General features: G+C 59.4%; 21 protein-coding genes and 2 pseudogenes. 9 read left to right on the forward strand and 14 right to left on the reverse strand.

Annotated elements, in window-relative coordinates:
* Nucleotides 1-17 precede the first annotated feature (17 nt).
* A complete protein-coding gene (locus FHT85_RS27160) occupies nt 18-875 on the forward strand; it encodes a transporter substrate-binding domain-containing protein (protein ID WP_112412734.1) in 858 nt (285 codons plus the stop codon).
* A 108-nt stretch (nt 876-983) separates the two neighbouring features.
* On the opposite strand, the pseudogene FHT85_RS30685 reads toward FHT85_RS27160, so the two are convergent.
* The 4 genes and pseudogenes from FHT85_RS30685 to FHT85_RS27180 form a co-directional block, all read right to left on the reverse strand.
* Nucleotides 984-1,208 (reverse strand): annotated as a pseudogene (locus FHT85_RS30685) (antibiotic biosynthesis monooxygenase family protein); the annotation flags it as partial.
* A 50-nt stretch (nt 1,209-1,258) separates the two neighbouring features.
* Nucleotides 1,259-1,855 carry an isochorismatase family cysteine hydrolase gene (locus FHT85_RS27170; RefSeq protein ID WP_112412733.1) on the reverse strand — a complete coding sequence of 199 codons (597 nt, stop codon included), beginning with the start codon at nt 1,853-1,855 and terminating at the stop codon, nt 1,259-1,261.
* A gap of 26 nt (nt 1,856-1,881) precedes the next feature.
* On the reverse strand, nt 1,882-2,556 hold the full coding sequence (locus tag FHT85_RS27175) for a glutathione S-transferase family protein (RefSeq protein WP_112398079.1): 675 nt from the start codon (nt 2,554-2,556) through the stop codon (nt 1,882-1,884).
* A gap of 29 nt (nt 2,557-2,585) precedes the next feature.
* On the reverse strand, nt 2,586-3,344 hold the full coding sequence (locus FHT85_RS27180; RefSeq protein WP_112338788.1) for an SDR family NAD(P)-dependent oxidoreductase: 759 nt from the start codon (nt 3,342-3,344) through the stop codon (nt 2,586-2,588).
* 172 nt (nt 3,345-3,516) lie between these two features.
* On the opposite strand from FHT85_RS27180, the gene FHT85_RS27185 reads away from it, so the two are divergent.
* The 3 genes from FHT85_RS27185 to FHT85_RS27195 all read left to right on the forward strand — a co-directional run bounded on the left by FHT85_RS27185 (nt 3,517) and on the right by FHT85_RS27195 (nt 5,907).
* Nucleotides 3,517-4,416 (forward strand): AraC family transcriptional regulator, encoded by a 900-nt coding sequence (locus tag FHT85_RS27185; protein WP_112338789.1) that lies wholly within the window; start codon nt 3,517-3,519, stop codon nt 4,414-4,416.
* A 614-nt stretch (nt 4,417-5,030) separates the two neighbouring features.
* Nucleotides 5,031-5,327 carry a hypothetical protein gene (locus tag FHT85_RS27190; RefSeq protein WP_112338790.1) on the forward strand — a complete coding sequence of 99 codons (297 nt, stop codon included), beginning with the start codon at nt 5,031-5,033 and terminating at the stop codon, nt 5,325-5,327.
* Nucleotides 5,317-5,907: a type II toxin-antitoxin system VapC family toxin gene (locus tag FHT85_RS27195; RefSeq protein ID WP_112398078.1), complete on the forward strand. Its 591-nt coding sequence runs from the start codon at nt 5,317-5,319 to the stop codon at nt 5,905-5,907. Before FHT85_RS27190 ends, FHT85_RS27195 begins: the two co-directional genes overlap by 11 nt.
* A gap of 224 nt (nt 5,908-6,131) precedes the next feature.
* Here the strand turns inward: FHT85_RS27195 and adhP are convergent, their stop codons facing one another.
* Complete coding sequence (gene adhP / locus FHT85_RS27200; RefSeq protein ID WP_112412732.1) at nt 6,132-7,214, reverse strand: alcohol dehydrogenase AdhP; 1,083 nt, start codon at nt 7,212-7,214, stop codon at nt 6,132-6,134.
* Between the two features lie 175 nt (nt 7,215-7,389).
* Between adhP and FHT85_RS27205 the strand changes: the two are divergent.
* Nucleotides 7,390-7,566 (forward strand): annotated as a pseudogene (locus FHT85_RS27205) (aldehyde dehydrogenase family protein); the annotation flags it as partial.
* Between the two features lie 492 nt (nt 7,567-8,058).
* On the opposite strand, the gene FHT85_RS27210 reads toward FHT85_RS27205, so the two are convergent.
* Together FHT85_RS27210 and FHT85_RS27215 are read right to left on the reverse strand one after the other, a co-directional pair.
* Nucleotides 8,059-10,473: a phosphoketolase gene (locus FHT85_RS27210; RefSeq protein WP_112412730.1), complete on the reverse strand. Its 2,415-nt coding sequence runs from the start codon at nt 10,471-10,473 to the stop codon at nt 8,059-8,061.
* Between the two features lie 70 nt (nt 10,474-10,543).
* Entirely contained in the window at nt 10,544-11,728 is a 1,185-nt protein-coding gene (locus FHT85_RS27215) for an acetate/propionate family kinase (protein WP_112398074.1), read from the reverse strand.
* Nucleotides 11,729-11,888: 160 nt separating this feature from the next.
* Here FHT85_RS27215 and FHT85_RS27220 point away from each other — a divergent pair, with 160 nt between their 5' ends.
* Both FHT85_RS27220 and FHT85_RS27225 read left to right on the forward strand, forming a co-directional pair.
* On the forward strand, nt 11,889-12,836 hold the full coding sequence (locus FHT85_RS27220) for a universal stress protein (RefSeq protein WP_310235680.1): 948 nt from the start codon (nt 11,889-11,891) through the stop codon (nt 12,834-12,836).
* A gap of 66 nt (nt 12,837-12,902) precedes the next feature.
* Nucleotides 12,903-13,340, forward strand: coding sequence for a hypothetical protein (locus tag FHT85_RS27225; RefSeq protein WP_112412729.1), 438 nt, complete (start codon nt 12,903-12,905; stop codon nt 13,338-13,340).
* A 28-nt stretch (nt 13,341-13,368) separates the two neighbouring features.
* Here FHT85_RS27225 and FHT85_RS27230 read toward each other — a convergent pair whose 3' ends face one another.
* Nucleotides 13,369-14,094, reverse strand: a complete 726-nt coding sequence (locus tag FHT85_RS27230) for a response regulator (protein ID WP_112338798.1) — start codon at nt 14,092-14,094, stop codon at nt 13,369-13,371.
* A 142-nt stretch (nt 14,095-14,236) separates the two neighbouring features.
* Between FHT85_RS27230 and FHT85_RS27235 the strand changes: the two genes are divergently transcribed.
* Nucleotides 14,237-14,995 carry a Crp/Fnr family transcriptional regulator gene (locus FHT85_RS27235; protein ID WP_112338799.1) on the forward strand — a complete coding sequence of 253 codons (759 nt, stop codon included), beginning with the start codon at nt 14,237-14,239 and terminating at the stop codon, nt 14,993-14,995.
* A gap of 21 nt (nt 14,996-15,016) precedes the next feature.
* The gene (locus FHT85_RS27240; RefSeq protein ID WP_112412728.1) at nt 15,017-16,936 is read left to right on the forward strand and encodes a PAS domain-containing sensor histidine kinase; all 1,920 of its coding nucleotides are present in this window, start codon (nt 15,017-15,019) and stop codon (nt 16,934-16,936) included.
* A gap of 9 nt (nt 16,937-16,945) precedes the next feature.
* Here FHT85_RS27240 and hemN read toward each other — a convergent pair whose 3' ends face one another.
* The 6 genes from hemN to cydD all read right to left on the reverse strand — a co-directional run bounded on the left by hemN (nt 16,946) and on the right by cydD (nt 24,791).
* On the reverse strand, nt 16,946-18,292 hold the full coding sequence (gene hemN / locus FHT85_RS27245) for an oxygen-independent coproporphyrinogen III oxidase (protein ID WP_112412727.1): 1,347 nt from the start codon (nt 18,290-18,292) through the stop codon (nt 16,946-16,948).
* A gap of 80 nt (nt 18,293-18,372) precedes the next feature.
* Nucleotides 18,373-18,486: a cytochrome bd-I oxidase subunit CydX gene (gene cydX, locus FHT85_RS27250; protein WP_112338802.1), complete on the reverse strand. Its 114-nt coding sequence runs from the start codon at nt 18,484-18,486 to the stop codon at nt 18,373-18,375.
* Nucleotides 18,487-18,508: 22 nt separating this feature from the next.
* Complete coding sequence (gene cydB / locus FHT85_RS27255; protein ID WP_112412726.1) at nt 18,509-19,663, reverse strand: cytochrome d ubiquinol oxidase subunit II; 1,155 nt, start codon at nt 19,661-19,663, stop codon at nt 18,509-18,511.
* A 5-nt stretch (nt 19,664-19,668) separates the two neighbouring features.
* A complete protein-coding gene (locus FHT85_RS27260) occupies nt 19,669-21,264 on the reverse strand; it encodes a cytochrome ubiquinol oxidase subunit I (RefSeq protein ID WP_112412725.1) in 1,596 nt (531 codons plus the stop codon).
* 81 nt (nt 21,265-21,345) lie between these two features.
* Nucleotides 21,346-23,034, reverse strand: a complete 1,689-nt coding sequence (cydC, locus tag FHT85_RS27265; RefSeq protein ID WP_112412724.1) for a thiol reductant ABC exporter subunit CydC — start codon at nt 23,032-23,034, stop codon at nt 21,346-21,348.
* A complete protein-coding gene (gene cydD, locus FHT85_RS27270) occupies nt 23,031-24,791 on the reverse strand; it encodes a thiol reductant ABC exporter subunit CydD (RefSeq protein WP_112412723.1) in 1,761 nt (586 codons plus the stop codon). The genes cydC and cydD overlap by 4 nt, the downstream gene beginning before the upstream one ends.
* Nucleotides 24,792-25,227: the final 436 nt, after the last annotated feature.

Consider the following 25,227-nt stretch of genomic DNA (forward strand, 5'->3'; position numbering starts at 1 on the left):
CAATGGGGAACTCGATCATGAAATACCTGACCGGACTTCTGACTGCGATCATGATGGTCGCGATCCTCGCAACGGCGAGCGTCGTGCGCGCGGAGGACAAAAAGTGGACGCATGTCACCATCGCGACCGAAGGTGCTTTTCGCCCATGGAATTTCACCAAGGCGGACGGCAGCCTGGACGGCTATGAGATCGAACTGATCAAATATCTCTGCGATCACATGAAAGTCGAATGCACGACCGTCATCCAGCCCTTCGACGGCATGATCCCGGCGCTCAACGCGGGTAAGTTCGACGCGATCATTTCCGGCATGTCGGCAACCGCAAAGCGGGAGGAAGTCATTGCCTTCAGCGATTCCTACGGGACGACCGGCCAGACTTTCGCAACCCTGAAGGACTCCCCACTTGTCGATCTTCCGATGAAGGGCCAGGTGTTTTCCCTCGCGACCGATGAAGCCGGCGCGGTCAAGGCGCTGAAGGAACTCGAACCGATGCTGAAGGGCAAAACGATCGGCGTGCAGACGGCATCGATCGCGGCAACCTTCCTCGACAAGTATCTGAAGGGCATTGCCGATATTCGCGAATACAAGACGACCGAGCAGCACGACCTCGACCTGAAGGCCGGCCGCGTCGATCTCATCATGGCGTCGATGGCCTATCTGTCGACGGCGGCGGCAAAGCCCGGCAATGAAGATATGACCGTGACCGGACCGCGCTTCCAGGGCGGCCTTCTCGGCCGCGGCAGTTCCGTCGGCCTGCGCAAGGACGACACCCAGCTGAAGGCGATGTTCAACGATGCGATCGCAGCGGCAAAAGCCGACGGCACGATCGCTAAGCTCTCTCAGAAGTGGTTCGGCTTCGACGTGACCCCGAAGTAAATCCACAACGAAGCCGAACCCATTCTCGTGCGGCACAACCGTGAACATGTGCATGACGGGCGGTGCGGCGAGGAACGGCGCCGTCAGCGGTCGATTGGCCGCCATGTGCGATGAAGTCCGATGTGCGGCGAGCGCGGCCTCGTCCTCATAGATTTCGATCAGCGTGTAGCTGTCCGCCAGGGTGGTCGACTTGAACAGTTCGTACAGGCGGTTACCCGGTTCGTTGGCGCGCACCGAGGCAGCCTGGACCGCGACGGCGCGTTCAAATGCGTCGGTGCCGCCCGGCGCAATTGTGAGTTCGACCATCATCCCGATCATCCTATCGTCTCGCATCTACGACTGATGGTAGCTCGGCCCATGACCGGGCCGGGTCCAGCGACGGATCATGCCCACGCCATGAAATCCTGGGTGGTGATGGCGTTGGCGTAAAAGGGTGCGATCTCGGCCACGAAGTCGTCCTGCTGCTTGCGGGTATAGCCGGCGGACGCGTCGTAGATGATGTTGGCGTTGTAGCCGAGGTCGTGCGCGCTGCGCATCGAAGATTCGACGCACTGGCGCAGCGAGAAGCCGGCGAGGTAGATGTCGAAGATGCGGTTGTTGCGCAGATAGCCGTCGACCGTGGTTCCAACGAAGACGCTGCTGCCGCCGGCGCGCTCGCGAACGACATGCTCGCCTTCCGCCGGCTCGAAGCCGGGGAAGAAATCGGCCTGCTCGCCCAGGAACGCGCCATGGTCGCGCGTGATCTTGCGCAGGCCGTACTTGGCCTCGCCCAGCACCTTAAAGGTGGGCTCGAACTTCAGCGCTGCGTGGATCACGTGCAGGCCGCGACGGCGGGCCTCTTCGAGGATGATCTTCGAATTGGCGATAGCGGTGTCGACCTGCTCCCGGTCCTGAAACACCGGATAAATACCGCCGGTCGGGGAGAGCCAGTCGTTGACATATTCGATCAGGATCAGCGCGCTATTGGATGTGTCGGTCATGATATCACTCCTTGGGAATCTGGTTGTTAAGCCGCGATCATCGCGCCTTGCTGGCGCAGGTGGTCGCGAAACAGGTCGGGATAGGTGTCGATCACGGCGTTCTCGACGCTGGGTCGCTCAGCGAGCGCCGCGCGCCACGCCGTCACGCGTGGCAGGCCAGCGAAGATCGGGTCCGCCACGGCCGCATCGATGATCCCGAAATAGCGGAACAGCGGTGCGTAGACCGCATCGATCAGGCCAAAGTCCGCCCCCGCGAAATACGGGCCGTCGCCCAGTTCGGCCTCGATCTTGCTCAGCCGATCACGGAAGGCGGCCCGCTTGGCGTCGGCGGTCGTCATGTCCTTGGCGTGAAGGAACTGCCAGCCCTCCGTAAAGGTCTGGGCAGCGAATTCGATCCAGGCGCGATGCCGTGCGCGCAGCAATGCATCGTCGGGATACATCGCCGCGCCACCTTGCGTCTCGTTCAGATATTCGCAGATCACGACGCTTTCGAAGAGGATCGCCTTCTCACCGTTCGGCTGGGACACCTTCAGCACCGGCACCTTGCCGGTCGGCGACAGAGCCAGGAACCAGTCGGGCTTCGTCGACAGATCGACGTTGACCCGGTCGAACGCCACCCCCTTTTCGAGGAGGACGATCGCGGCGCGCTGGACGAACGGGCACAGCGGATGGCTGATGAGAGTAAGATCAGTGTCGGTCATGACGGTTTCTCGATGTGCTGGAACAGAGATCAAAGCGACTGGCCGCCCGACACGTCGAACGTCGTGCCGTTAGCCCAGCCGAAATCGTCGGACAGGATGGCCGCGACCGCGCCGCCGATGTCGTCGGGCTGACCGACGCGGCCGAGCGCGATGTTACCGGCAACAAAGTCATTGATTTGCTTGTCGTCCCGCACCCGGCCGCCGCCGAAGTCGGTCGCGATGGCGCCTGGCGCGATTGCGTTGACGCGGATCTGACGAGCGCCCAGTTCAACCGCCATGAACTTAGTCAGCGTCTGCATTGCCGACTTGGCGGCGCCGTAGAGGCCGTAGCCAGCCATCGTCGTGCGAACAAAGCCCGAGGACACGTTGAGGATGCGCCCGCCGTCGACGATCAGCGGCAGCAGCTTCTGGGTCAGAAACAGCGGCCCGCGCAGATGCATGTCGACCATCTGGTCGAACTGGTCCTCGCTTGCGTCGGCGACCATTGCATAGAGGCCTTCGCCGCCGTTGTTCACCAGATAGCCGAACCGCTCGACGCCAAAGGTTGTCCGCAGCGTGTCGGTGACCGCCTGCGCGAAGTCGGAAAAGCTCGCCGTGTCGGTGACGTCGAGCGACAGCATCGCCGCCTTTCCGCCCAGGGCTTCGATCTCGCCGACCAGCGCCTGGGCTTCCGTGGCGCTGTTTCGGTAGGTTCCGATGACGCCCACACCACGCTTGGCGAGATGCAGCGCCATGTTGCGACCGAGGCCGCGGCTGGCTCCGGTAATGAGTGCGATCTTCTGAGACATGGGTACGTTCCTTATGATTTGATTTTTCAGACGGCACGCCGCTGAGGCGTAACCTTCTATGCCTCTCAGATAGGCAATTGGTGTATCCGACGCCCCGCCTGATGCTCTCAATTACTTGCCTAATTGTCTCAAGCTCTTTGCAGGCGTGAGGAATGGTGTCATACTCTTTGGCATGATCGACAACCTACAGCCCCATCGCGATCTCGCGCTCCGCCACGGGCGGACCGGGATGACCCTGACGCCGATCCCGCGCCTGGAAATCGGCCTAGGACAGGCGACCTCGGGCACGTCACCATGTCTCTACCGTTCGATGATCTGCTTCATTCTGCAGGGATCGAAGGAGGTGGCCATCCACGACGACCTGCTGCGCTACGACGCGTCTCAATATCTGGTCAGTGCACTCGATCTACCCTTGAGCGGGCAGATCCACGACGCTGACGACGGCAGTCCTTATGTGGCGGTTTCACTGGTTCTCGATCCAGCACTTCTCGCCGAGGTCGCATCGAGGATGCCGGCGGTGCGCGACGCGGACACGCCAGGCAGCGGCATCGCGATAAATCCGATGACGCCTCCGCTGCGCGACACGCTGCTACGACTGCTGGCGTTGCTCGATACGCCTGCCGACATCCCGGCGCTCGCGCCGATGGCGGAACGCGAATTGCTCTATCGTCTCTTGCAGGGCCCGCAGGGGCGACTGTTGCGCCACATCGCTCGCCCGGAAGGCGCGATCGGCGGCATCCGCCGCGCGGTCGAATGGATTCGCGACCACGGCAATAGGCGGCTGCGGATCGAGGCGCTGTGCGAAGCCGCGGGCATGAGTCGCGCAAGCCTGCATCGCCACTTCGTCGCGCTTACCGGATTGAGCCCGATCCAGTATCAGAAGCAGATTCGCCTTCAGGAGGCGCGCCAATTGCTCCTCGCCGGCGACCGTAGCGCCTCCGACGTCGCCTATGCGGTCGGCTATGAAAGCGCCTCTCAGTTCAGCCGCGAATATCTGCGGCAGTTCGGGGCTCCGCCCGCACGCGACGTGCGCAAGCTCAGGCAGTCAATTAGGGAGCAGATCATCAATTAAATGGCTGTCAGCTTCGATGCTGCTAACTGCAAGGCGGGCAACGGATCTGGCGGTATTCGCGCCATGGGTGGCCGTGGATTTCCCCATCCGCCGTCCTTTTAATTAGGGCGGGAGGTTGGTACCTGCATGAGATCGCTAAGTTGGTAAACGCCGCGTTGTCCGCGCGGTCGCAGAAAGGAAGTTTCGATTTGCGCAGACGGCGAATGCCTGGCCTCTGAGTGCTACGTCCGGGATTTGATAGATCATCTCAATGCGGCACTACTACTAGTCCGTCGCTCATCACCTTGATGAGATCGGAAAGGGCAAAAGCTTCCGACTGGGCGTGGGTCACGTAGACAAGCTAATTCCGAGTTCTTTGCGCAGCCGCGACAGTTCCCTTTGCATCCGAACACGCAGGTGCTCGTCGAACCGCAGCCTGCCAAAGTCTCCGGGCTCGTCACGACAGGTTGCCGATAGCGAGTGAGTGGCGCCGGTAGCACTCCACAAGGTCCTCGTCGGCTCGGGCGGTCATATCCAGACGGTTTCACTTCCGCGAATCCAAATTGGCCAGCCACCGTTGAACCTTGCTTTCTTGTTCAACGCGATCTATATTCTGTTGAACACAGGAGAGTTTTATGGGTACTCAACCACGAACTGCCGCGGAAAGCGAAGCGAAAGTCGCGTTGACTCGCAATAAGCTCGTCCTTGAGCAAGCGAAGGCCGTCGGTCTCCTTGGGAAGGCGAAGAATACCCGCTTGTCGGGGCGAGTGCCCTCGGAGTTGATTGAGGCAGCCAAGAAGCGTGCCCATGTCACCTCCGACACTGAGCTGCTGGAATTAGCACTTTCGCGGCTGGCTCTCGAGGATGACTTTGGCGCGCGTCTGGTGGGCCGCAAGGGCCGCATCCCAACGGATATCGATCTTGGGATTTGATCTCCCTGAAACCCTCCGATCACTAAAGCCCCAGAAGCACGTACGGACGCTGCGGCGCAGACCCGACGAGGATCTTCCTTGGGTTGCAAACGAACCGGCAATCGGAGGGCCTCTGTTCCTGGATAGCAGCGTCTATCTGGATGTGCTTCAGGGCCGCTCACCGGCGGAGGTCGATACGCTGCTTACGTATCGCATATGCCATCACTCGGCGGTCTGCCTGTCTGAGCTGACCCATACCTTCGGCCGACTGGACCCCAAGCATGCCTCCACAAAAGCGGTCCTCGAGACGATCGCGGCGACGGTAGAAGACATTCCGGAACATCGACTTCACGCCCCAGATGCGGCAATCTGGGGACAGGCCGGGGTGTTGGCGGGTCTGCTCTTTCGCTTGAGCAACCTGCCAAAAGGCGAGGGGCATGAGCGCCGCTTCGTCAATGACGCCATGCTTTTCTTGCAGGCACGACAGCTGGGCGCGAGCGTGCTAACCGGCAACATCCGCGACTTTGACTTCCTTTCACAGATCATACCGAGCGGTCGGGTCATCCTCTATCGAGCTCCGCAGGAACCGCGATCACCATAAACGCCGATCTCGCACCTCCGGATGTTATTCTGCACGAGCTGGAACTGCTCGGTCGGGTACCGGCAATGGATATCAACCACCTGCAGCACATGCAGGTGGTTCTGCGTTTCGTCGATGCATGCAAAGCGCAGTACCCTCATATTAGATCAGGCTCTGCCCTGCGATTTTCGCTTGCCTTAGCGCTACGCCGGCTTGCTTTGGACTGCCTGGTCGGTGGCGAATGCTCAGCCCTCGACCGGCGCCTCTTGCTCTTTCTGCTGCGACGCGGTGATCGGCATGGTGAAATCCAGAACAATCCGTCCCTCGATCTTGCCTGCCTTGAGCTTGGCGAAGATCGAGTTGATGTCGCTCAGCGGTGCCTTGGTTATTTCCGCCTTGACATTGCCGTCGACCGCAAAGGCGATGGCCTCGTCGAGATCGCGGCGCGTCCCGACGATCGAGCCTCGCAAAGTGATGCGCTTGAGCACGACGTCGAAGATCGGCGTCGGAAATTCTCCCGGCGGCAGGCCGACGAGGGCGACTGTGCCTTTGCGGCGGACCATATGGAGTGCCTGGGAGAAGGCAGGAGGCGAGACGGCCGTCACCAAAACGCCGTGGGCGCCACCGTTAGTCGCCTTAAGGACGTCGGCTATTGCCTCAGGCGACCGAGCGTCGATCGCGACATCGGCACCGGTCGTAAGCGCCAAAGCGAGCTTCTCCGGTGTGACATCGAGTGCCACGATCTTAAGTCCCATCGCCTTGGCATATTGGATCGCGACATGGCCGAGGCCACCGATGCCGGAAATTGCCACCCATTCGCCCGGACGGGCCTCGGTTTCCTTCAGTCCTTTGTAGGTGGTGACGCCGGCGCACAAGATCGGCGCGATCTGCGCAAAATCAACGTTAGCTGGAAGCCTTGCGGTGAAAGCCGCCGAGGCGATGACATATTCCGCAAAGCCGCCGTCGCAGCTGTAGCCGGTGTCATGCTGGTGCTCACACAAGGTTTCCCAGCCTGCTTCACAATATTCGCACCGCATGCAGGCGTCATGCAGCCAGGCGATGCCCACCGGATCGCCCTCACCGAAATCCGTAACGCCCGGACCAAGCACCGCTACGACGCCGGCGACTTCATGACCGGGGATGAACGGTGGTGACGGTTTCACCGGCCAATCCCCGTCCGCGGCGTGGAGGTCTGTATGGCAAACACCGCAGGCAATCACCTTGACGAGAAGCTCGCCGGGTCCGGGAACCGGCACAGGCACGCTCTCAATCGCTAGCGGCTCTCCAAACTGGCGCACGACTGCCGCCATCATCGTCTTTGCGATCATGATCCGTCTCTTTCATCCGTTTCGACATTGATGAGGTGAGACTAGGCGCACGGGCAACGCCTGCCATGACATAGATCAAGGTTCGATATTCAGTCCGATGACCGCCTCGTTCGAATAGGCCTAGTAGATCGTATTTGAGTTCCAAGGCCCTCGCGCAACGAGCACGGAAGCCAGCATGTCATACACGACAACAGACCCTTATACCGGCGAAGTGCTGAAGACGTTTCCGAACGCCACCGACGCCGAAGTCAAGCTGGCCATCGAGCGTGCCCACGTCACGTTCCCGTTCTGGAAAGAAACCGCATTCGCCGGACGCGCCAAGGTGATGCAAAGCGCAGCGCGCATCCTGCGAAAAGATCTCGAAGCTCACCCAAAATTGCTTACGGTCGAGAATTGCCGGATCTGGGCATCAAGGAGTTCGTCAATCATAAGCTGATCGGTGTGGTCGACATCGATGCGGCATTCGGATCTGCAGACGGCTTTCAGAATTGCCGTGCCATCGGTACCGCAATTCCGATGAGCCCATGGAATATTCGAGTTGGATTAGGATCGGCGCGAGCTTACCGTAAGCCACCAGCCGTGCTGAACAGTTGGATCCCTCGCGCTTGATAATTGGGCTAGGACGAGATCATCGACGAGGCGGTCGGACTGGCAAGCGACCCCCCACAAAAGACCTGCCGACCGCTGAAATCGACCTTCCCTTCGGGTTCTCCGCCGGTCTGTTACGATGACATCGAATCCTTATCACGAGCGTTGCCACACACAAAAAGGGCAGCCTTTTGTATCGCCCCAGACTCCCCAAGGAACCGAGCGCCTCAGCCGGTCCCTTGATAAGAACTTCACGTCAGGACAAACGATCCCCATCGGAGTTATAGGACCATTTCCAATTGCTGATTTCCGGCATGTCCTCACCGTATTGGCGAATGTAGCTACCGTGTTCTTCGAGCTTGTCGCGGAACAGCTTGATCACATCGGGCGCCTTTTCCTTGAGACCCGGCACGCGCTCGATCGCTTTGATGGCAAGATGGTAGCGATCGAGTTCGTTGAGAACTGTCATGTCGAAAGGGGTTGTCGTCGTTCCTTCCTCGATGAAGCCGCGGACATGGAAGTTGCGGTGGTTAGTGCGCCGGTAGGTGAGGCGGTGGATCAGGTAGGGATAGCCATGATAGGCGAAGATCACCGGCCTATCCGGTGTGAACAAGCTGTCGAAGATTTCGTCGGCGAGACCATGCGGATGTTGCTCCTTCGATTGCAGCGCCATCAGGTCGACAACGTTGACCACGCGGATCGATAGTTCCGGAATATTCTGGCGGAGAAGGTCGACGGCGGCGAGCGTCTCCATGGTAGGGACATCGCCGGCGCAGGCCATGACGACATCCGGTTCAACTGCACTTTGTTCGTTGCAGGCCCATTTCCAAAGGCCGATGCCGGCTTCGCAATGCTTCACCGCTTCATCCATCGACAGCCATTGCAGCTCCGGTTGTTTGCCGGCGACAATCACGTTGATGCGGTCATAGGTTTTCAGGCAATGGTCGCCAGTCCATAACAGCGTATTGGCATCCGGCGGCAAGTAGATGCGCACGGTGTCGGCTCTTTTGTTGGCAACAACATCGATGAACCCCGGATCCTGGTGGCTGAAGCCATTATGGTCCTGTCGCCAAACGTGCGATGTCAAAAGGTAGTTCAGCGAGGAAATCGGTTTGCGCCATGGCAGTTCGCGCGACACCTTCAGCCATTTGGCGTGCTGATTGAACATGGAATCGACGATGTGGATGAAGGCTTCATAGCAGGAGAACAGACCATGGCGCCCGGTCAACAGATAACCTTCCAGCCATCCTTGGCATAGATGCTCGCTGAGGACCTCCATGACCCGACCGTCTCGGGCAAGGCTGACGTCATAGGGTTTTATCTCCTCCATCCAGACACGGTCGGTCACTTCAAAGACGCTACCGAGACGGTTGGATTCCGTCTCGTCTGGGCCGAAGATGCGGAAATTGGCGTGATTCGCATTCAGGGTCAGGATGTCGCGAAGATAATGGCCAAGGACCTCGGTCGATTGAGCCATTGTTCTACCACGCTCTTCGACGGCAACCTCATAGTTGCGAAGATCGGGCACAACGAGTTCACGGCGCAGCAGCCCGCCATTGGCATGTGGATTGGCGCCCATGCGGCGTTTTCCTTTCGGCGCCAGTGCACATAATTCCTCTTTCAAGTGCCCGTCGATATCAAATAGGACCTCAGGGTCGTAGCTCCGCATCCAATCTTCCAAGATTTTTCGATGGCTAGGGTTCTCGTGGCAGTTGGAAACCGGCACCTGATGCGCCCGCCAAAAACCCTCGACTTTCTTTCCGTCAACTTCTTTCGGCCCCGTCCAGCCTTTCGGGCTTCTGAACACGATCATCGGCCAGCGTGGGCAGAAATTGCCGGGCGCGCCGGTGCGGGCCTCAGTCTGGATGGCGCGAATGCGGTCGAAGACGTGTTCAAAGGTCGCGGCCATCGCCTGATGCATCTGATGCGGGTCGGAACCTTCGACGAAGAACGGTTCGTAGCCATAGCCGATGAAGAGGTGACGCAGATCCTCGTCGGTGTCGCGGCCAAGGACGGTCGGATTGGCGATCTTGTAGCCGTTGAGATGCAGGATCGGCAATACCGCGCCGTCGCGGCCCGGATTGAGAAACTTGTTGGAATGCCAGCTTGCGGCCAGCGGACCCGTTTCGGCTTCGCCGTCGCCGACGACACAGGCGGCGATCAGATCGGGATTGTCGAGGACGGCGCCATAGGCATGCACCAATGCATAGCCAAGTTCGCCGCCCTCATGGATCGATCCCGGTGTTTCGGGGGCGGCGTGGCTGGGAATGCCACCGGGAAAGGAAAACTGACGGAACAGTTTGCGCATGCCGTCCGCATCTTCTGAAATGTCCGGATAGATTTCGCTATAGGTGCCTTCGAGATAGGTGTTGGCGACCATGCCGGGGCCGCCATGGCCAGGCCCGCAAATATAGATGATATCGAGATCGCGATCGCGGATGATCCGGTTGAGGTGGGCGTAGATGAAGTTGAGCCCTGGTGTCGTACCCCAGTGGCCAAGCAGGCGCGGTTTGATATGCCCGGCCTGCAGCGGCTCACGCAGCAGCGGATTGTCCAGTAGGTAAATCTGGCCGACCGAGAGGTAATTAGCGGCGCGCCAATAGCGGTCGATGAGGTCGAGTTCGGCGGCGTCGAGTGGATGCGCGAAAGTTGCGGTTGGCTGCTTGTCCATGTGGTTGCTCCAATTCAATATGGTCGTTCGTCAGCCTACCGCGAGCGACGCGATAGGCTGGTGATCTGGATCACTCGCTTGCCAGAATCGACAGGGCTTCATTGGCGATGATCTGTTCCTCGTCCGTTGGAATAACGAATGCAGTGACAGAGCTTGCCGATGTGCTGATGATGGGCGCGCTGGTGGTGTTCGCATTATCGTCGAGGGTGACGCCCAACCATTGCAGGCGTTCGCAGATCGCTGCACGGATTTCCGGCTGATGCTCGCCGATCCCGGCGGTGAAAACGATGCCGTCCAGGCCGCCAAGCGTCGCGGTCATGCGGCCGATTTCCCCCGCAATGCGCAAGGCAAGGAGATCGATCGCTTCGCGCGCCTCGATGCGCCCGTCCTTCAGCAGATCGCGCGTGTCGCCGCTAATGCCCGAAACGCCGAGCAGGCCGGAGCGATGATAGAGCATCTCCTCAAGGTTGCGCAGCGTTCGGCCTTTCGGCCCGAGAAGATGCAACAGCACGCCGGGATCGAGAGCGCCGCAGCGCGTTGCCATCGGTATGCCGTCGAGCGTTGAAAACCCCATGCTGCAATCACGACTTTCGCCGCCATTGAGAGCACAGAGGCTGGCACCGCTGCCAAGATGCGCGACAATCACCTTACCCGCGGCCACCTTCGGTGCGCGCACCCGTAGTTCCGCGGCGATGAAAGCATGGGAGAGACCATGAAAGCCGTAGCGCTTGATCCCCTGATCGTGGAGTGCGCGGGGCAAGGCAAATCGGCGAACTAGATCGCTTTGGGTTGCGTGGAAGGCTGTATCGAAGGAGGCCGTCTGTGCGAGCGTCGGTCGTAGATGTTTGACTGCACGGATCAGGCGGAGCGCCTGAGGCTGGTGCAAGGGCGCGAGCGCGGTCAACTGGTCTATATCGCCGATGCTAGTCTCGTCGAGGCGAATGGGACCGACGAACCGCTCGCCGCCATGCACGACACGATGACCGACGACCCGCACGGCATCCATGTTGAAATGCCTGCCGAGTGTTTCGAATGTTTCGGCGATGACATCGCGCAGATCCTCCCCGCCTTCGGCGTGTAGAAACCTGTCGAGGACTGCCGGTCCCTCCGTCAGATGAAGCGACAGCGGGTGCCTGCTGAAGTCGACCAAACCCTTGCCGATGCGATGTGCACCGTTCACATCACATTGGAATAAACCGATCTTGAGCGTTGACGAGCCCGCATTGAATGTGAGCAGCAACTTGGCGTCAGTCATGATGGTTCCTTCGGTTGGAAATCAGCTGCCCAAGGATAAGCCGAGACAGTCGGCGGCGATGGAATGTTGCGCCGAGTTTCCACCCAATCCGGAGAGCTTGAACACTGTCATCGCTTCTAAGGCTGGCTTCCGCCTTTTGCATTGACCCATATCAAGCTGTGTGACGCTCGCGATCGATCTTCGATCCGTGGTGTTGACCAAGATCAAGGCGCAGCGCGCCCTGGTGCTTAAACTCAGCCCCATCGAACAACGAGTTCAAACAGGAGGTGTGACCATGCAAGCCAAGACCATTTTGAGCGTCATCGGTGTCGATCAAGACGATGCTGACCTGCATTCCGCGATCGAATTGTGCCGGGAGGCGAAAGCCCACTTGTCCGTGCTGGTAACGGCACTCGCTGCGCCGCCGATTGGCGGATACGGCGAAGTGACGTCCACGGTATGGATCGAGGAGCGCGAGCGTCAGACGGAAGGTCTTCGTCGAAAGGTCGCGGCCTCTAAGACCATACTGCAAGCTGACGATATTTCGTTCGACGTTACCAGCCTCTTTACCGAATACGGATGGGCGGAGAATGAAATCGGAGACCGGGCGCGCTATGTCGACCTGACGCTGATCGGCGGCGGCTTTCTGGCTCATGACGACATGCGGCAGGAAATTTTGAACGGAGCCCTGTTTCGGTCGCCGGCCCCGATCCTTCTTGTGCCCAAGGGACATGCGGCCTCTCTTCGCCCGAAAACGGTCCTGGTTGCCTGGGACTCTCGCAACGAAGCAAGCATGGCCGTGCGGGCAGCGATGGAGCAGCTGATGGTCGCTGACAGCGTGTGTGTCACCATGGTCGATCCGTCCGCGACCGTCGGTAGCAACGGCGAGGAGCCGGGAGCGGATGTCGCCGCATTCCTTGCACGGCATGGAATTCGGGTCTCGGTGGATGTCTTGCCCAGCGGCGGGCGCGCTGTCGCGGACGTACTGCGTCAGCATGCGATCGACATCGGCGCCGAACTGATCGTCATGGGCGCCTACGGGCATTCGCGGGTGCGCGAGTGGATCTTCGGGGGGACGACCCGCTCGATGCTCGAGCAGACACCCGTTCCCCTGATGATGACACGCTGACACCAATTGGCCCAGGGCCTCGCCAATGGGCGTGGCCTGCTCTTTGCATCCTTGGAGGGGGAAAGCATGGCTGGCACTTATGTTATTGCCGCGCTGCGGCCGGATCAGATCGTGCAAGCCTATCCTCTTGTTCAGGCAGCAGTTCCAAGCCTTGGTATGGTGGCATGGCGCCGGATGGCATCCGACGCCAACCGCAAGGACGAAATCCTCGCCGCGGTCAACCCACGAGGTTACATACAGGGTCTGAGCATCTATAGGCCCTGCGATCATCCCGCCGTCGGGCGGCTGCTTGACGTTACGTTTCTGATTGTCGCAAATGCAGCTGATGAACGTGGCATTACGCAAACCCTATTTGCGAGCATTCGATCGCGGGCTAGGGAACTCAAGTGCAACCAAATCAGATTCTGGAATCAAAATCCGGGCAATTGGGAGCAGATGCACAACGAGGAGCGAGTCTATCGATCGGATCATGGGCTTATGATGTTCTGCAACGAAAGGGACTAATGAGGATCCGTTCGCAGCGAAGCCGCCTTTATCTCCTTGCGGTGAAGACGTAGCCCACACCGCGTATCGATTTGATCAACTGCGGGTGCGTGGGGTTGGCCTCGATCTTCTTACGCAGTCGCGCGATTTGGGCATCGATCGTTCGATCGTACACCTCCAGATTCCGTCCTCGCGTCGACTCCATCAGGAAGTCGCGGCTGAGCACACGCCCGGCATGGCGTGCGAATATAACCAGCATGTCGAATTCGCCGGTGGTCAATTCGATTTCGTTTTTGTCCGGTGATAGAAGCTGCCGTTTGCCGATATCGAGCTGCCAGCCTTCAAAACGAAGCACGTCACCAGGTTCGTTTTCCCGAGCTTTTGCCGCTGGCTGACGGCGGCGAAGAATGGACTTCAGGCGAGCATGCACTTCTCTCAGATGAAAGGGCTTGGCGATATAGTCGTCTGCGCCGACTTCAATCCCCACGATCCTGTCGACCACATCGTCGCGACCAGTCAGCATGATGATCGGAATATCCGACTGGCCGCGGATTTCGCGGGCAAGGTCCAAACCGTCCTCACCGCCGGGCAGGACCCAGTCCAACAGGATGATATCGAAATTCTCTTGCTGCAGGGACGCCCGCATCTCAGGGCCGTTCGATGCCGTGCTTACGACATACCCTTCGTCCTCGAAGTAGCGTGTCAGCATCTGACGGATTCTGGGGTCGTCATCCACGACCAGAAGATGTTCACGCCGCTGCTGATCGAGGGTCATTGCAAGGGTTCCGGTAAAGACGGGCTGCGACCTGTGACAATCCGTTACAAAATTGCACGATCTCTAACACGCGTGGCATTCGGCTGTCACTCGGAAGGCATCAATCTGCCCGGCATTGGAACAACATTTGAGAAGGATTGTCATGTTGTCGGCAAATAGCGCTGAGCGCGCTCAGAGTTACAATGAGGTTGTTGTTGCCTTCGATGCCGCACCGATCTGTCTTCAGTCACTGTTCTCGAAGCAACCACTGGAGCAATTGGATGCCGGCGGAACGTTGTTCTTCGAAGGCGACCAGGCAAAACATCTCTTTGAGCTTGTGGAGGGGGTTTTGCGCGTTTTCAAGATCATGGCGGACGGCAGGCGCGTCATCACAGGCTTCCTCTATCCTGGCGATCTTGTCGGCGTTTCGCTCAGAAATCACTATCTCTATAGCGCCGAAGCCGTAACCCCTGTCAGATTGCGCCGTTTCTCCCGGAAGGTCTTCGAGGATACGGTCGGCAGTTCACCGGAGCTGAGGCCGCTGCTTCTTGCCCGCCTCTGCGACGAAATGGCGGCAGCCCAGGATCAAATGGTGTTGCTATCCTGCAAAAATGCCGAAGAACGGCTTTGCAGCTTCTTGCTGCGGCAGCTGCAGCGGAAACGAGAACAGGATCGCTCGTGCAGTATCGTTGATCTTCCGATGACCCGTCTCGATATCGCCGACTATCTGGGTCTCACGATCGAAACAGTTTCCCGAACCATGACGAGGTTGACCAATAAGGGTATCGTCGGCCCTGCGGGTCGCCATTCCATCCGCATTTTAAAGGCCAGGATGCTTGCACATCTGGCGGGAGAGGGTGATGAATGCGACGATCGCTATTCGCCCGTCATTTCCTTGGATGATGCCCGGCGGCGCCACTAACCGAATGCAAATGGAAGTTCGATGAACGATCAGTCCTCAGGACAGCAAGCCGCGGAAACCAGGTTGGACGAGATCGCCCAGATCCTCGACAGCGCGAATATCATCGTTCACGGATTCGATGGTGTCATCAGTCGTTGGACGACGGGTTGTGAGCGGCTCTATGGATGGAGCCGACAGGAGGCCATTGGCCGAGTCGTCCACGAGTTGCTGTCGACCATATTCCCAGAACCTCTCGCGGAAATTCGCGCCAAGATTGCGCAGCAGGTCGATTGGCAAGGAGAGCTTATTCATCACGGTAGGGACGGCAAGCCTATTATTGTGGCCAGCCGGTGGGTTGTGGCTTCGTCTGTGGATCCGGCTCGGCCAGTGATTGTCCAGACTAATACCGATATTAGTGACTTAAAGCAGATTCAGGCCGATTTGGCCGGACGTGAAGCTCATCTGCGGTCGATCCTCGCGACCGTCCCGGAATCGATGATTGTGATCGACGAATTAGGGGTGATCGCGTCCTTCAGCACCGCTGCGGAAAAACTGTTTGGATATTCGGCGGGGGATGTGCATGGAAAGAACGTTTCGATGCTGATGCCCTCGCCAGACCGCCAGGCCCATGATGGATATCTCTCGCATTATCTGACAACCGGCGAGCGCCGCATCATCGGTTATGGCCGCGTGGTCAGTGGGCGACGCAAAGACGGCACGGTCTTTCCGATGGAATTGTCGGTTGGCGAGGCGGTCGCCAACGGCAAGCGGATATTCACCGGGTTCGTCCGTGACCTGACAAGCCGCCACAAGATCGAAGAGGAACTTCGACAATCACAGAAGATGGAAGCCATAGGCCAATTGACTGGCGGCCTGGCCCATGACTTCAACAATTTGCTGACCGTCATCAGCGGCAACCTGGAAATGATCGAGGCGCGGCTGCAGGATACGAAGCTGCTGTCACTAGTTTCCGAGGCGCAGGCGGCCGCCGAGGACGGAGCGAAGCTGACCGCTCAACTCCTTGCCTTTGGTCGTCGCCAGCCTCTCAATCCCAAGCCTATGGACGTCGGTAGATTCGTATCTGGCTTTTCCGGTCTCTTGCGCCGCACATTGGGCGAGGCGATCGAATTGCGAACCGTCATTATTGGTTCGGCGAACGAAGCGCTTGTCGATGGCTCTCAATTGCAAAATGCTCTCCTTAATCTCGCAATCAACGCACGGGATGCGATGCCTCGCGGCGGCCTTTTGTCGATAGAGATTTCGCGCATGCGGCTCGATGCCGATTACGCACGCATGTATCCGGAGGTCCGCACCGGTGACTACGTGCTGATCGCCGTGACCGATAACGGTGCTGGCATGTCGAGCGAGACGAAGGAGCGTGCCTTCGAGCCGTTCTTTACGACGAAAGGGATGGGGGCTGGCACTGGGCTTGGCCTCAGCATGGTCTATGGCTTTGCCAAGCAATCAGGTGGCCTTGTCCAGCTCTATAGCGAGATCGGCCAAGGCACGAGCGTTCGCATCTTCCTGCCTGCCCAAAAGGCACGAACGGAAATGGAGCCAGTTCATGCAGACGACAAGAAGCCTGACCTTATTCCAAAAGGCTTTGAGCGTATCCTCGTCGTCGAGGACGATGTTCGTGTTCGCCGTGTCACCGTCTCCCGGCTTCTCGATGCCGGATATAGTGTCCTCGAGGCTAGCAATGGAACCGAGGCCCTGGCTCTTTTCCAGGAGAATCACGACATCGCATTGCTGTTTACCGATGTTGTGATGCCGGGCGGCATGACTGGGGATGAACTCGCACATAAAATCCGGGCCATGCGCCCTGAAATCAAGGTGCTATTCACATCCGGCTATGCCGAACCCACGATCGCCGGTCGCGAATTGGCGGAGGCTGGCAGTTGGTTGAAGAAACCCTACACCGCCCGCCAGCTCGCCGTCCGTCTGCGCGAGCTCCTTGATTGATTGTCTGCCTCAAACGGCAGCGCTGTGGCGCGCCTTGTTACGTGTCAAGTAGCGATCGAAGCGGGAGGCGATCGTGCGAACGAAAGGTTGCCCTTCCGGCTTCACGAAGAACGTATCTCCGTCGAAGGAAACTATGGCGCCTTCCAAAGCGGCAATTCCCGCCGCCTCGACGAGCAGGGAATCGACCTCGGCTCCGAAAGCTCGCTTCAGGTCGGAGATGGAGAAGGAGAAATCGCACATCAAGCTCTCGATCAACCTGCCGATGATGCGATCAGAAAGCGAAAGTGCGAAGCCGCGCATGGTAGGAAGCTCGCCGGCTCTGACCTTGCGGATATAGTCCGCAGCAGAAACCGAGTTCTGGACATAGCCTTGTGGCAGCCTACCGATCGAAGATGCTCCGAATCCGATCAGCGTCTCAGCATCGTCCGTCGTGTATCCTTGGAAATTGCGTCTCATCCTTCCATCGCTGGCCGCGGCGGCTAGATTGTCGTCCTGGTCGGCGAAATGATCGATACCGAGTGCGATATAGCCGGCTTCCGCCAATTGAGCGGCACCATCGCTTGCCATGTCGAACCGCTCGGCCGGACCGGGAAGGGTATCTTGATCGATAAGGCTTTGGTGTTTTTTCACCCAGGGAACATGCGCATAGCCGAAGAGCGCAATACGATTTGGCCGCATCGACACGGCAAGATCGATAGTCCGTCGCAGCGTCTCCGTTGTCTGCAGCGGCAGACCGTAGAGAATATCGAGATTGATTGAGCCGATGCCGGCCTTGCGCAGGGCTCCCACGACGGCTTGTGTCTGCTCGAAACTTTGTCGCCGATTGATTGCCCTTTGAACGTCGGGATCGAAATCCTGGACGCCCAGGCTTGCACGCGTGATGCCAAAGCGGTGCCAAGCTTCGAGTTTATCGTGGTCAACATTGCGCGGGTCGATCTCGACGCTGATCTCACAATCCGGATCCAGGTCGAAAGCATCATCGAGTTTCGCACGAAGACTGTCGATGTCGTCAGGTTCGATCACGGTCGGCGAGCCGCCACCGAAGTGGACGGCGCTCACATTTCGCCGACCCGGAAGGATCCGCGCTGCAAGTGCGATCTCCGCCCCAAGCGCGTCCAGATAATCGGCAACGGGATCGTAGCGTCGTACCTGCTTGGTATGACAGCCGCAAAACCAGCAGAGCTGATCGCAAAAGGGCACATGCAAGTAAAGCGAAACGGGCTTATGTGGATCCGTCTCGCCAAGCCATCTGGCATAGCACATGCCGTCAATGCCACCGTGAAAATGCGGCGCCGTGGGATAGCTGGTGTAACGTGGCACAGGTTGAGCGTAACGGGTAAGCGAACTGGTGAACACGGGACGCGTCTTTCAATTGATCGGGCAGAGGGATCGATTGGGTGGGCATGGGCCGGGCGATGTGCCCGGCCGCCGGGGCACTATCCGCGTTTGTTCTTCTCGGTATTGTCGTCAACGAGTTCGTACCACATCGCGTTGAGGACGGCGAAGGCGGCTGCAAGCGGGAAGCCGAGAAGCCAGGCGAAATACCACATGTTCTTTCTCCTTGTATGGGATTTAGTAGGCGTGACCGTTCTTGTCGTTGACCGTCTTCTCGTCGACCTTGCCCCAGAGCACGCGATAGACCCATGCGGTGTAGGCAAGCACGATCGGCAGGAAGATCAGCACTGCGATCAGCATGACGAACAGCGTCATATGGCTTGAGGACGCGTCCCAGACCGTGAGGCTGGAGCGGAGGTCGAGCGAAGAAGGCAGGATGAAGGGGAACATCGAGACGCCGACCGTCGAGATGATGCCAAAGATGGCGAGCTTGCTGAAGAGCAGTGGCGCCACTTCACGGCGAGCAGTCATCGACAGCAGCGTGGCGATGGCACCAATGAAGCCGAAGATCGGAGCGGCCATCATCCACGGATGGTTGCCGTAATTTGCAAACCAGACACCAGTGCCGTGATCGACCGTCTTCAACAGCGGATTGGACGGACCGATCGGATCGATCTCGCTGGTAATGCGATAACCGTCGACGCCGTACCAGAGAGCAAGGCCGCCAAGGGCAAAAAGCACGATCGTCGCAAGTGCCGCCAGGCTGCCATAGCTGCGTGCGCGTTCCGCGACAACGCCGCTGGTTTTGAGCTGCAGCCATGCCGCACCATGCATGGCGAGCATGGCGACGGAGAGAAGGCCGCAGAGTAAGGCATAGGGATTGAGCAGGCCGAAGAACGAGCCTTCATAATAGATCCGCATATCATCGTCGAAGCGGAAGGGTACGCCTTGCAGCACGTTGCCGACCGCAACCCCGAAGATCAGCGAGGGAACGAAGCCGCCGATAAACAACGCCCAATCCCAGCCTGCCTTCCAGCGGGCGCTCTCGCGCTTGGACCGGTATTTGAACGCCACCGGCCTGAGGATGAGCGCGAATAGGATTGCGAACATCGCAAGATAGAAACCGGAGAAGGAGACCGCGTAAAGCGGCGGCCAGGCGGCGAAGATCGCGCCGCCGCCAAGCAGTAGCCAGACCTGGTTGCCCTCCCATGTCGGGCCGACGGAATTGATGGCAACGCGTCGCTCCGTGTCGGTCTTTGCGACGAATGGTAGCAGCGCGCCGACGCCGAGGTCGAAACCGTCGGTGACGGCAAAGCCGATCAAAAGGACGCCGAGAAGCAGCCACCAGATGATGCGCAGGGTTTCGTAATCGATCAACTCATGAAGGATCATGGTGGTTACTCCGCAGCAGGAATGAGAGTTTTGGAGGTGAGGCCGGCTTCTGGCTCGTCGCCCAGTTGCGGGCCTTTGCGAATGGCTTTCACCATCAGACTCATTTCGATAACGATCAGCGCCGTGTAGATCGCCGCAAAACCAAGCAACGTGATCAGGACGCTAACGGCTCCAAGATTGGAAACGGCAGCGGCGGTTGGCAAAACGCCTTCGATAACCCAGGGTTGGCGGCCGAATTCCGCAACCACCCAGCCAAGCTCGATCGCGACCCAGGGCAGCGGAATGGCGAAGACCGCGATCCTCAACAGCATCGGATATCGATCGAGTTTCCGCCGTGCCGAGAGCCAGAAGAAGACCGTCATCAGCAGGATGAAGAACATCCCGAGGCCGACCATGATGCGGAAGGACCAGAAGAGCGTCGGCACATTCGGAATGGTGTCGCGAGCGGCCTGGGCGATTTGCTCCTCCGTTGCCTGGCGTGGATCGTCGACATAGCGCTTGAGCAGCAGAGCATAACCGAGCTCGTGGCCGATATCCTCGAAGGAGGTGCGGGCAGTGGCCACATCCTGCGAGGCTTCGCCGGGCGTTGCCGGCTTGGCAGCGCGGATCTTCATCAGTGCATCATAGGCCTTGATGCCCTCGCGAATATGGTTCTTGGCTTGCTCCTCGAGCTTGTCGATGCCAGGGATTTCCGTCGTCAGCGATCGCGTCCCGATCAGGCCCATGGCCCATGGAATGTGAATGGCATAGTGGGTCTCGCGAGCCTCCTGATCTGGAAAGCCGAAGGCGGTGAAGGCGGCCGGCGCCGGTTCGGTCTTCCACATGGCTTCGATCGCCGCGAGCTTCATCTTCTGATGCTCGGTCGTGAGATAACCGCTCTCGTCACCCAGCACGACGACCGACAAAGCAGAAGCGAGACCGAAAGACGCGGCAACCGTCATCGAGCGCTTTGCAAGCTCGACGCTGCGGCCATTGACAAGATACCAGGCTGAAACACCCAGCACGAAGATCGAGGCACAGACATAGCCGGCCGAGACGGTGTGAACGAATTTCGCCTGCGCCACCGGATTGAAGACGACATCGAAGAAACTGACGATCTCCATGCGCATGGTCTGCGGATTGAGCGCCGAGCCCGCCGGGTTCTGCATCCAGCCATTGGCGATCAGGATCCACAGCGCCGAGAAGTTCGATCCCAGCGCAACCGCCCAGGTGGCGACCAAGTGGCCGACCTTGGACAGCTTGTCCCAGCCGAAGAAGAACAGACCGACGAAAGTCGCCTCGAGGAAGAAGGCCATCAATCCTTCGATCGCCAGCGGCGCGCCAAAAATATCGCCGACATAATAGCTGTAGTAGCTCCAGTTCATGCCGAACTGGAATTCCATCACGATGCCGGTGGCGACGCCGAGCACGAAGTTGATGCCGAAGAGCGTCCCCCAGAATTTCGTCATCTGCCGCCAGATCTGGCGGCCGGTCATGACATAGGTCGTCTCCATGATGGCAAGCAGCACGGAAAGGCCGAGCGTCAATGGTACAAATAAGAAGTGATACAGCGCTGTCATGGCGAACTGCAGGCGTGATAGCGCCACGATATCGAGTTCCATAGTCTTTCTCCCACGCTCCAAAAGGTGGTTGATGCACCGCAGCCTTGAACGGCCTTGGCTATGATTGATCGGTCAGATGTCTCAGTCCTGCCTCAGCCGGGTGAGCTCTGCATCAAATTCGGTTTCTCCCCGCCGCGCGGTCGCGACGATCCGGCCCTTCTCGAGAACGACGATCCGGTCGGCGATCTCGGCTTCGCGGCGGATATGTGTGGCGATGACCAGCGAACGGCCGCTGCTGCGGCCGGCAATGCGTTGCATGACATCACGTCCGGTTTCACGGTCGAGAGCTTCAGTCGGCTCGTCGAGAAGCCAGATCGGCGTGTCACGCAGGAACAGGCGGGCAAGCGCCACGCGACGGGATTGTCCGCCGGACAGACCAAGACCGCCTTCACCGAGGCGGGTTTCGAGGCCATTCGGCAGGGACAGTACGTCTTCCAGGAGGCCGGCATCCGCAAGCGCCATGTAGAGCCTCTCGTCGTCAGCATCCGGCGCGGCAAGACGTAAGTTATCCCGTAGACTGTCTTGGAACAGCTCCGTGCGCTGGGTGAGCATCGTGGCCGGAGCGGTTTCGACCACGCCGTGTTCGATCGCGAGTTCGCCGGCGAGGACGGCAAACAGGGTCGACTTTCCGCCTCCACTCGGGCCGATCACCGCGAGATGCTCGCCCAGTGCCAGCGAAAGCGTGATGTCTTCAAGCGAAGCCACCGCTGCTCCGTCATATCGGGCGGAGACGCCGGAGACTCGGACGGCCACGCCGTCTGGCGGCGTCAGATGTGCGGAGGGATGAGCAGTCTGTACCAGACGAGGTGAAAGGCGGCGGGCGGCAAGCACGGTACGGCCGAGTTCCAGCGCCCCACGGCGCAGCGCTGCAAAGGGTTCGAGCGCCGCGAGGGCCATCAGCAGGCCGAGAGCGGCCAATGGTGCATCGATAATGCCGCGTTCCGCCAGCGAGGTGACCGTCAGCAAAGTGCCCGACAGAAGCGCTGCGGAGGCAAGGCCAAAACTCACCGTAACTCCGCTTTCGATCCGGTTCAGTCTGTCGTCTGCCTCGGCCAGACGGCGATCAGCGGCAGCGATCGCTGTGCATTGCGCTTGCAGTCTGCCGGCCATGACGAGTTCGGTCTGTCCGGCGACGAGATCGACAGTACGCGAGCGTAGTGCCTCGATCGCATGAGCGCGTTGCCGCGCCGGTTCCAGCGCCAAGCGCCCCGCAATGATTGGAATGCCGAGACCGGCAGCGAGAAGCCATAGGCCGGCGAGCAGACCGAACGGAACTGACAGCAGCATCAGTGCGATGCTGACCGCCAGGCCTGAGACAATAGCGATGGCGGCCGGCACAAGGACGCGCAAATAGAGGGAATCGAGCGCATCGACATCCGCCGTCAGCCGGAAAAGCAACTTGGCTGGCCTGCGCATCAACATCGTTGCCGCACTGGGTGCCGCCCAGCCGCGAAACAGATTTTCGCGCAACGCAGCGAGCATGCCGAGCGTCGCATCATGGGTGGTCACTCGTTCGCCGTAGCGTGCAGCGGTGCGGAGGATCGCCAGCAGCCTGATGCCGGCAGACGGGGCAAAGACATCGAAGGTGATGGCCGTTGCCGTCAGGCCGGCAAGCGAAGTCGCTGTAATGAACCAACCCGAGAGCCCGAGCAGAGCGATGCCGGCAAGCACGGTAAGGGCCGACAGCAGCGCGCCGAGTAGCAATACGCGTCCCCGCGCCGCCAGGAAAAGCCGACAGATGGGGTAAAGAGCGGAGACTATCGACGTCATGCCGCTTCCTCCCGGACCGATGCGTCGATATGGATGATCCGGCCCATTCTTGCGGCCAGAACCGGGTCATGTGTGGCAACAACGAGTGTCCGTCCGCGAGCAATTGCTAACAACGCATCGGTGACTTCACGTGCGGTTTCAGTGTCGAGATGCGCGGTCGGCTCGTCCGCGAGGATGATGTCGACATGCGGGGTGGCGGCGGCACGGGCAATCGCCAATCTGAGCGCCTCGCCGCCGGACATGCCTGCTCCGCCTTCGCCAATGGACATGGCGCCGTGCTGGGTCACAGTTCGCCGCAGATGGGCAAGGTCAATCGCTTGTTGTACCGAGTGCGGGCTGACTTCGGGTCGGCCGAGCGTGATGTTGCTGGTCATCGTGCCGGCAAAAATATGCGGCCGTTGACCAATCCAGGCCATGCGTCGTCGCAGTGCGGACGCGGAAATATCATTAAGTCGCTGCCCGCCGACATGGATCGTGCCGCTCTCTGAACAAACAAGACCAGCAATCAGCGACAACATGGTCGTCTTGCCCGCACCGCTTTCTCCCAGGAGAGCTACGTGCTCACCGGCTGCGATCGCCAGGCCGAAACCGTCGAAAACAGGCATTTGTCCGGGCTGGTGCCGGAAGCAGAGCCGATCGACATTGATTGACGGCAACGTACGATCACGGCTGGTTTCCGCCACCCTTTCATCGCGCCAGCCCGGCAACGTCATGCCAGTGCTGGATAGTGCATCGAGAGCGTCCAGGGCTGCCTCTCCGGCTGCCTGGTCGTGCCAGACTGCCGATAGTTCTCGCAGAGGCTCGAAGAAGCTCGGAGCCAGCAGCAGAATGAACAGACCTTGCGTCAGGCTCAATCTCCCGGACCACGTGCCAACATCGATTGCGCCGAGCAGATTGAAGCCGACATAGACGGCCATTGCCGCAACGCCCAGTGCGGCAAACAACTCCAGGACTGCCGAGGATAGAAAGGCTATCTTGAGCACAGCCATGGTTCGCATCTTGAGCTGTTCTGCATCAGCCCGCACTCGTAAAGCGGTGCGATCGATGGCGCCGAGCGCGCGAATAGTGGCAAGGCCGCGCAGCCGGTCGAGGAGAAAAGCATTGAGCCCGCCGGTCTCGGCCAGTTGCTTTTCGCTTGCAGCCTTGGCTTGCCAGCCGATCAAGGCCATGAACACGGGGATCAGTGGCGCCGTAAAGAGCAGAATGAGGGCTGCAAGCCAGGAGACCGGTGCAATGCAGATGAGGATGACCAGTGGGACGGCACTTGCTTTCAGCCGTGCCGGTCGAAAGCGAGCGAGATAGGGCACGATGGTTTCAGCCTGCTCGGCGATGAGGCTTGCGGCAAAACCGGACGCTGGACGATCGCTGTCTAGTTGCGATCGGGCGGCGAGTGCTGTAGCGGCAATCTCGCGCCGCCGGCTCAGTTCTGCGCGCGCGGCTTGAAAGGCCAAACGTCCGCCCAAGGAATCCAGTCCGGCACGCAAGGCGCCAAGGAGGAAGACGAACAGCGCCGGTATCGCCGTTGCCGTTAGGCCATGTCTGTCAGCGATCACGCCTATTCCACTGGCAAGCAAGGCTGCTTGAGGAATCCACAGGAGTGACGCCAGCGTTTGCACGAGAGCGGCAGGTGACAATTTGGCGCGCATTGTTCTTGGCGACCGGTCTTTTGGGGAAGACGGTTGGATTGAGCTGTCGGTGACGTCGGTCTCCGCTTCTCGTCTGACTTCCGATCCCGTATCGAAGAATGCGGTGGTCATCGTGCCTGCCTCTTGTCGATGGGGTTGGCGGTCATGGGCTTGCGACCGAGCAAACGACGCGCGTCTTCGCTACCTCGACAAACCCGAGATGAGTGGGGGAAGATTGGACGACAGGCGCAGGGCTCATGACGGTTTCCGTCGCTTCAGTGACATTAGGCAATTCTAGATGCACTTCATTAGACAATTCTAAATTCACCTCATTCAGCGCGAGATTTTTGGGTCGGTCTGGACTGTCTGCGCGGTGAACTCGACGTTTAGTAATCTGCCTGTGACGCTTCAGCTTTGACCTAGGTCAACTTCGAGAAGCTATGAGAGGCGGGTCTTGCCAGGCAGGGTCTCCGCCAGTGCGGGAAAAGCTCGGTCGTCACCAACAGCTAGTTTTTGGCTGTCTGAGGAATCCAGATGGCGGTCAAAACGGGGCATCGAGCCAGTCGTT

The sequence above is a fragment of the Rhizobium sp. BK312 genome, from assembly GCF_014193605.1.
In the GTDB taxonomy this organism is placed as follows: domain Bacteria; phylum Pseudomonadota; class Alphaproteobacteria; order Rhizobiales; family Rhizobiaceae; genus Rhizobium.

What these genes read in the sequence shown, in the direction of transcription:
- FHT85_RS27175 (WP_112398079.1), bottom strand. Translation starts at nt 2,556, where the DNA reads ATGACCGACACTGATCTTACTCTCATCAGCCATCCGCTGTGCCCGTTC.
- adhP (WP_112412732.1), bottom strand. Translation starts at nt 7,214, where the DNA reads ATGATCGCAAAGACGATGATGGCGGCAGTCGTGCGCCAGTTTGGAGAG.
- cydD (WP_112412723.1), bottom strand. Translation starts at nt 24,791, where the DNA reads ATGACCACCGCATTCTTCGATACGGGATCGGAAGTCAGACGAGAAGCG.
- FHT85_RS27160 (WP_112412734.1), top strand. Translation starts at nt 18, where the DNA reads ATGAAATACCTGACCGGACTTCTGACTGCGATCATGATGGTCGCGATC.
- FHT85_RS27230 (WP_112338798.1), bottom strand. Translation starts at nt 14,094, where the DNA reads ATGACCCTCGATCAGCAGCGGCGTGAACATCTTCTGGTCGTGGATGAC.
- FHT85_RS27190 (WP_112338790.1), top strand. Translation starts at nt 5,031, where the DNA reads ATGGGTACTCAACCACGAACTGCCGCGGAAAGCGAAGCGAAAGTCGCG.
- FHT85_RS27215 (WP_112398074.1), bottom strand. Translation starts at nt 11,728, where the DNA reads ATGACTGACGCCAAGTTGCTGCTCACATTCAATGCGGGCTCGTCAACG.
- FHT85_RS27185 (WP_112338789.1), top strand. Translation starts at nt 3,517, where the DNA reads ATGATCGACAACCTACAGCCCCATCGCGATCTCGCGCTCCGCCACGGG.
- FHT85_RS27170 (WP_112412733.1), bottom strand. Translation starts at nt 1,855, where the DNA reads ATGACCGACACATCCAATAGCGCGCTGATCCTGATCGAATATGTCAAC.
- FHT85_RS27240 (WP_112412728.1), top strand. Translation starts at nt 15,017, where the DNA reads ATGAACGATCAGTCCTCAGGACAGCAAGCCGCGGAAACCAGGTTGGAC.
- FHT85_RS27225 (WP_112412729.1), top strand. Translation starts at nt 12,903, where the DNA reads ATGGCTGGCACTTATGTTATTGCCGCGCTGCGGCCGGATCAGATCGTG.
- cydX (WP_112338802.1), bottom strand. Translation starts at nt 18,486, where the DNA reads ATGTGGTATTTCGCCTGGCTTCTCGGCTTCCCGCTTGCAGCCGCCTTC.
- cydB (WP_112412726.1), bottom strand. Translation starts at nt 19,663, where the DNA reads ATGATCCTTCATGAGTTGATCGATTACGAAACCCTGCGCATCATCTGG.
- FHT85_RS27210 (WP_112412730.1), bottom strand. Translation starts at nt 10,473, where the DNA reads ATGGACAAGCAGCCAACCGCAACTTTCGCGCATCCACTCGACGCCGCC.
- FHT85_RS27260 (WP_112412725.1), bottom strand. Translation starts at nt 21,264, where the DNA reads ATGGAACTCGATATCGTGGCGCTATCACGCCTGCAGTTCGCCATGACA.
- FHT85_RS27180 (WP_112338788.1), bottom strand. Translation starts at nt 3,344, where the DNA reads ATGTCTCAGAAGATCGCACTCATTACCGGAGCCAGCCGCGGCCTCGGT.
- FHT85_RS27235 (WP_112338799.1), top strand. Translation starts at nt 14,237, where the DNA reads ATGTTGTCGGCAAATAGCGCTGAGCGCGCTCAGAGTTACAATGAGGTT.
- cydC (WP_112412724.1), bottom strand. Translation starts at nt 23,034, where the DNA reads ATGACGTCGATAGTCTCCGCTCTTTACCCCATCTGTCGGCTTTTCCTG.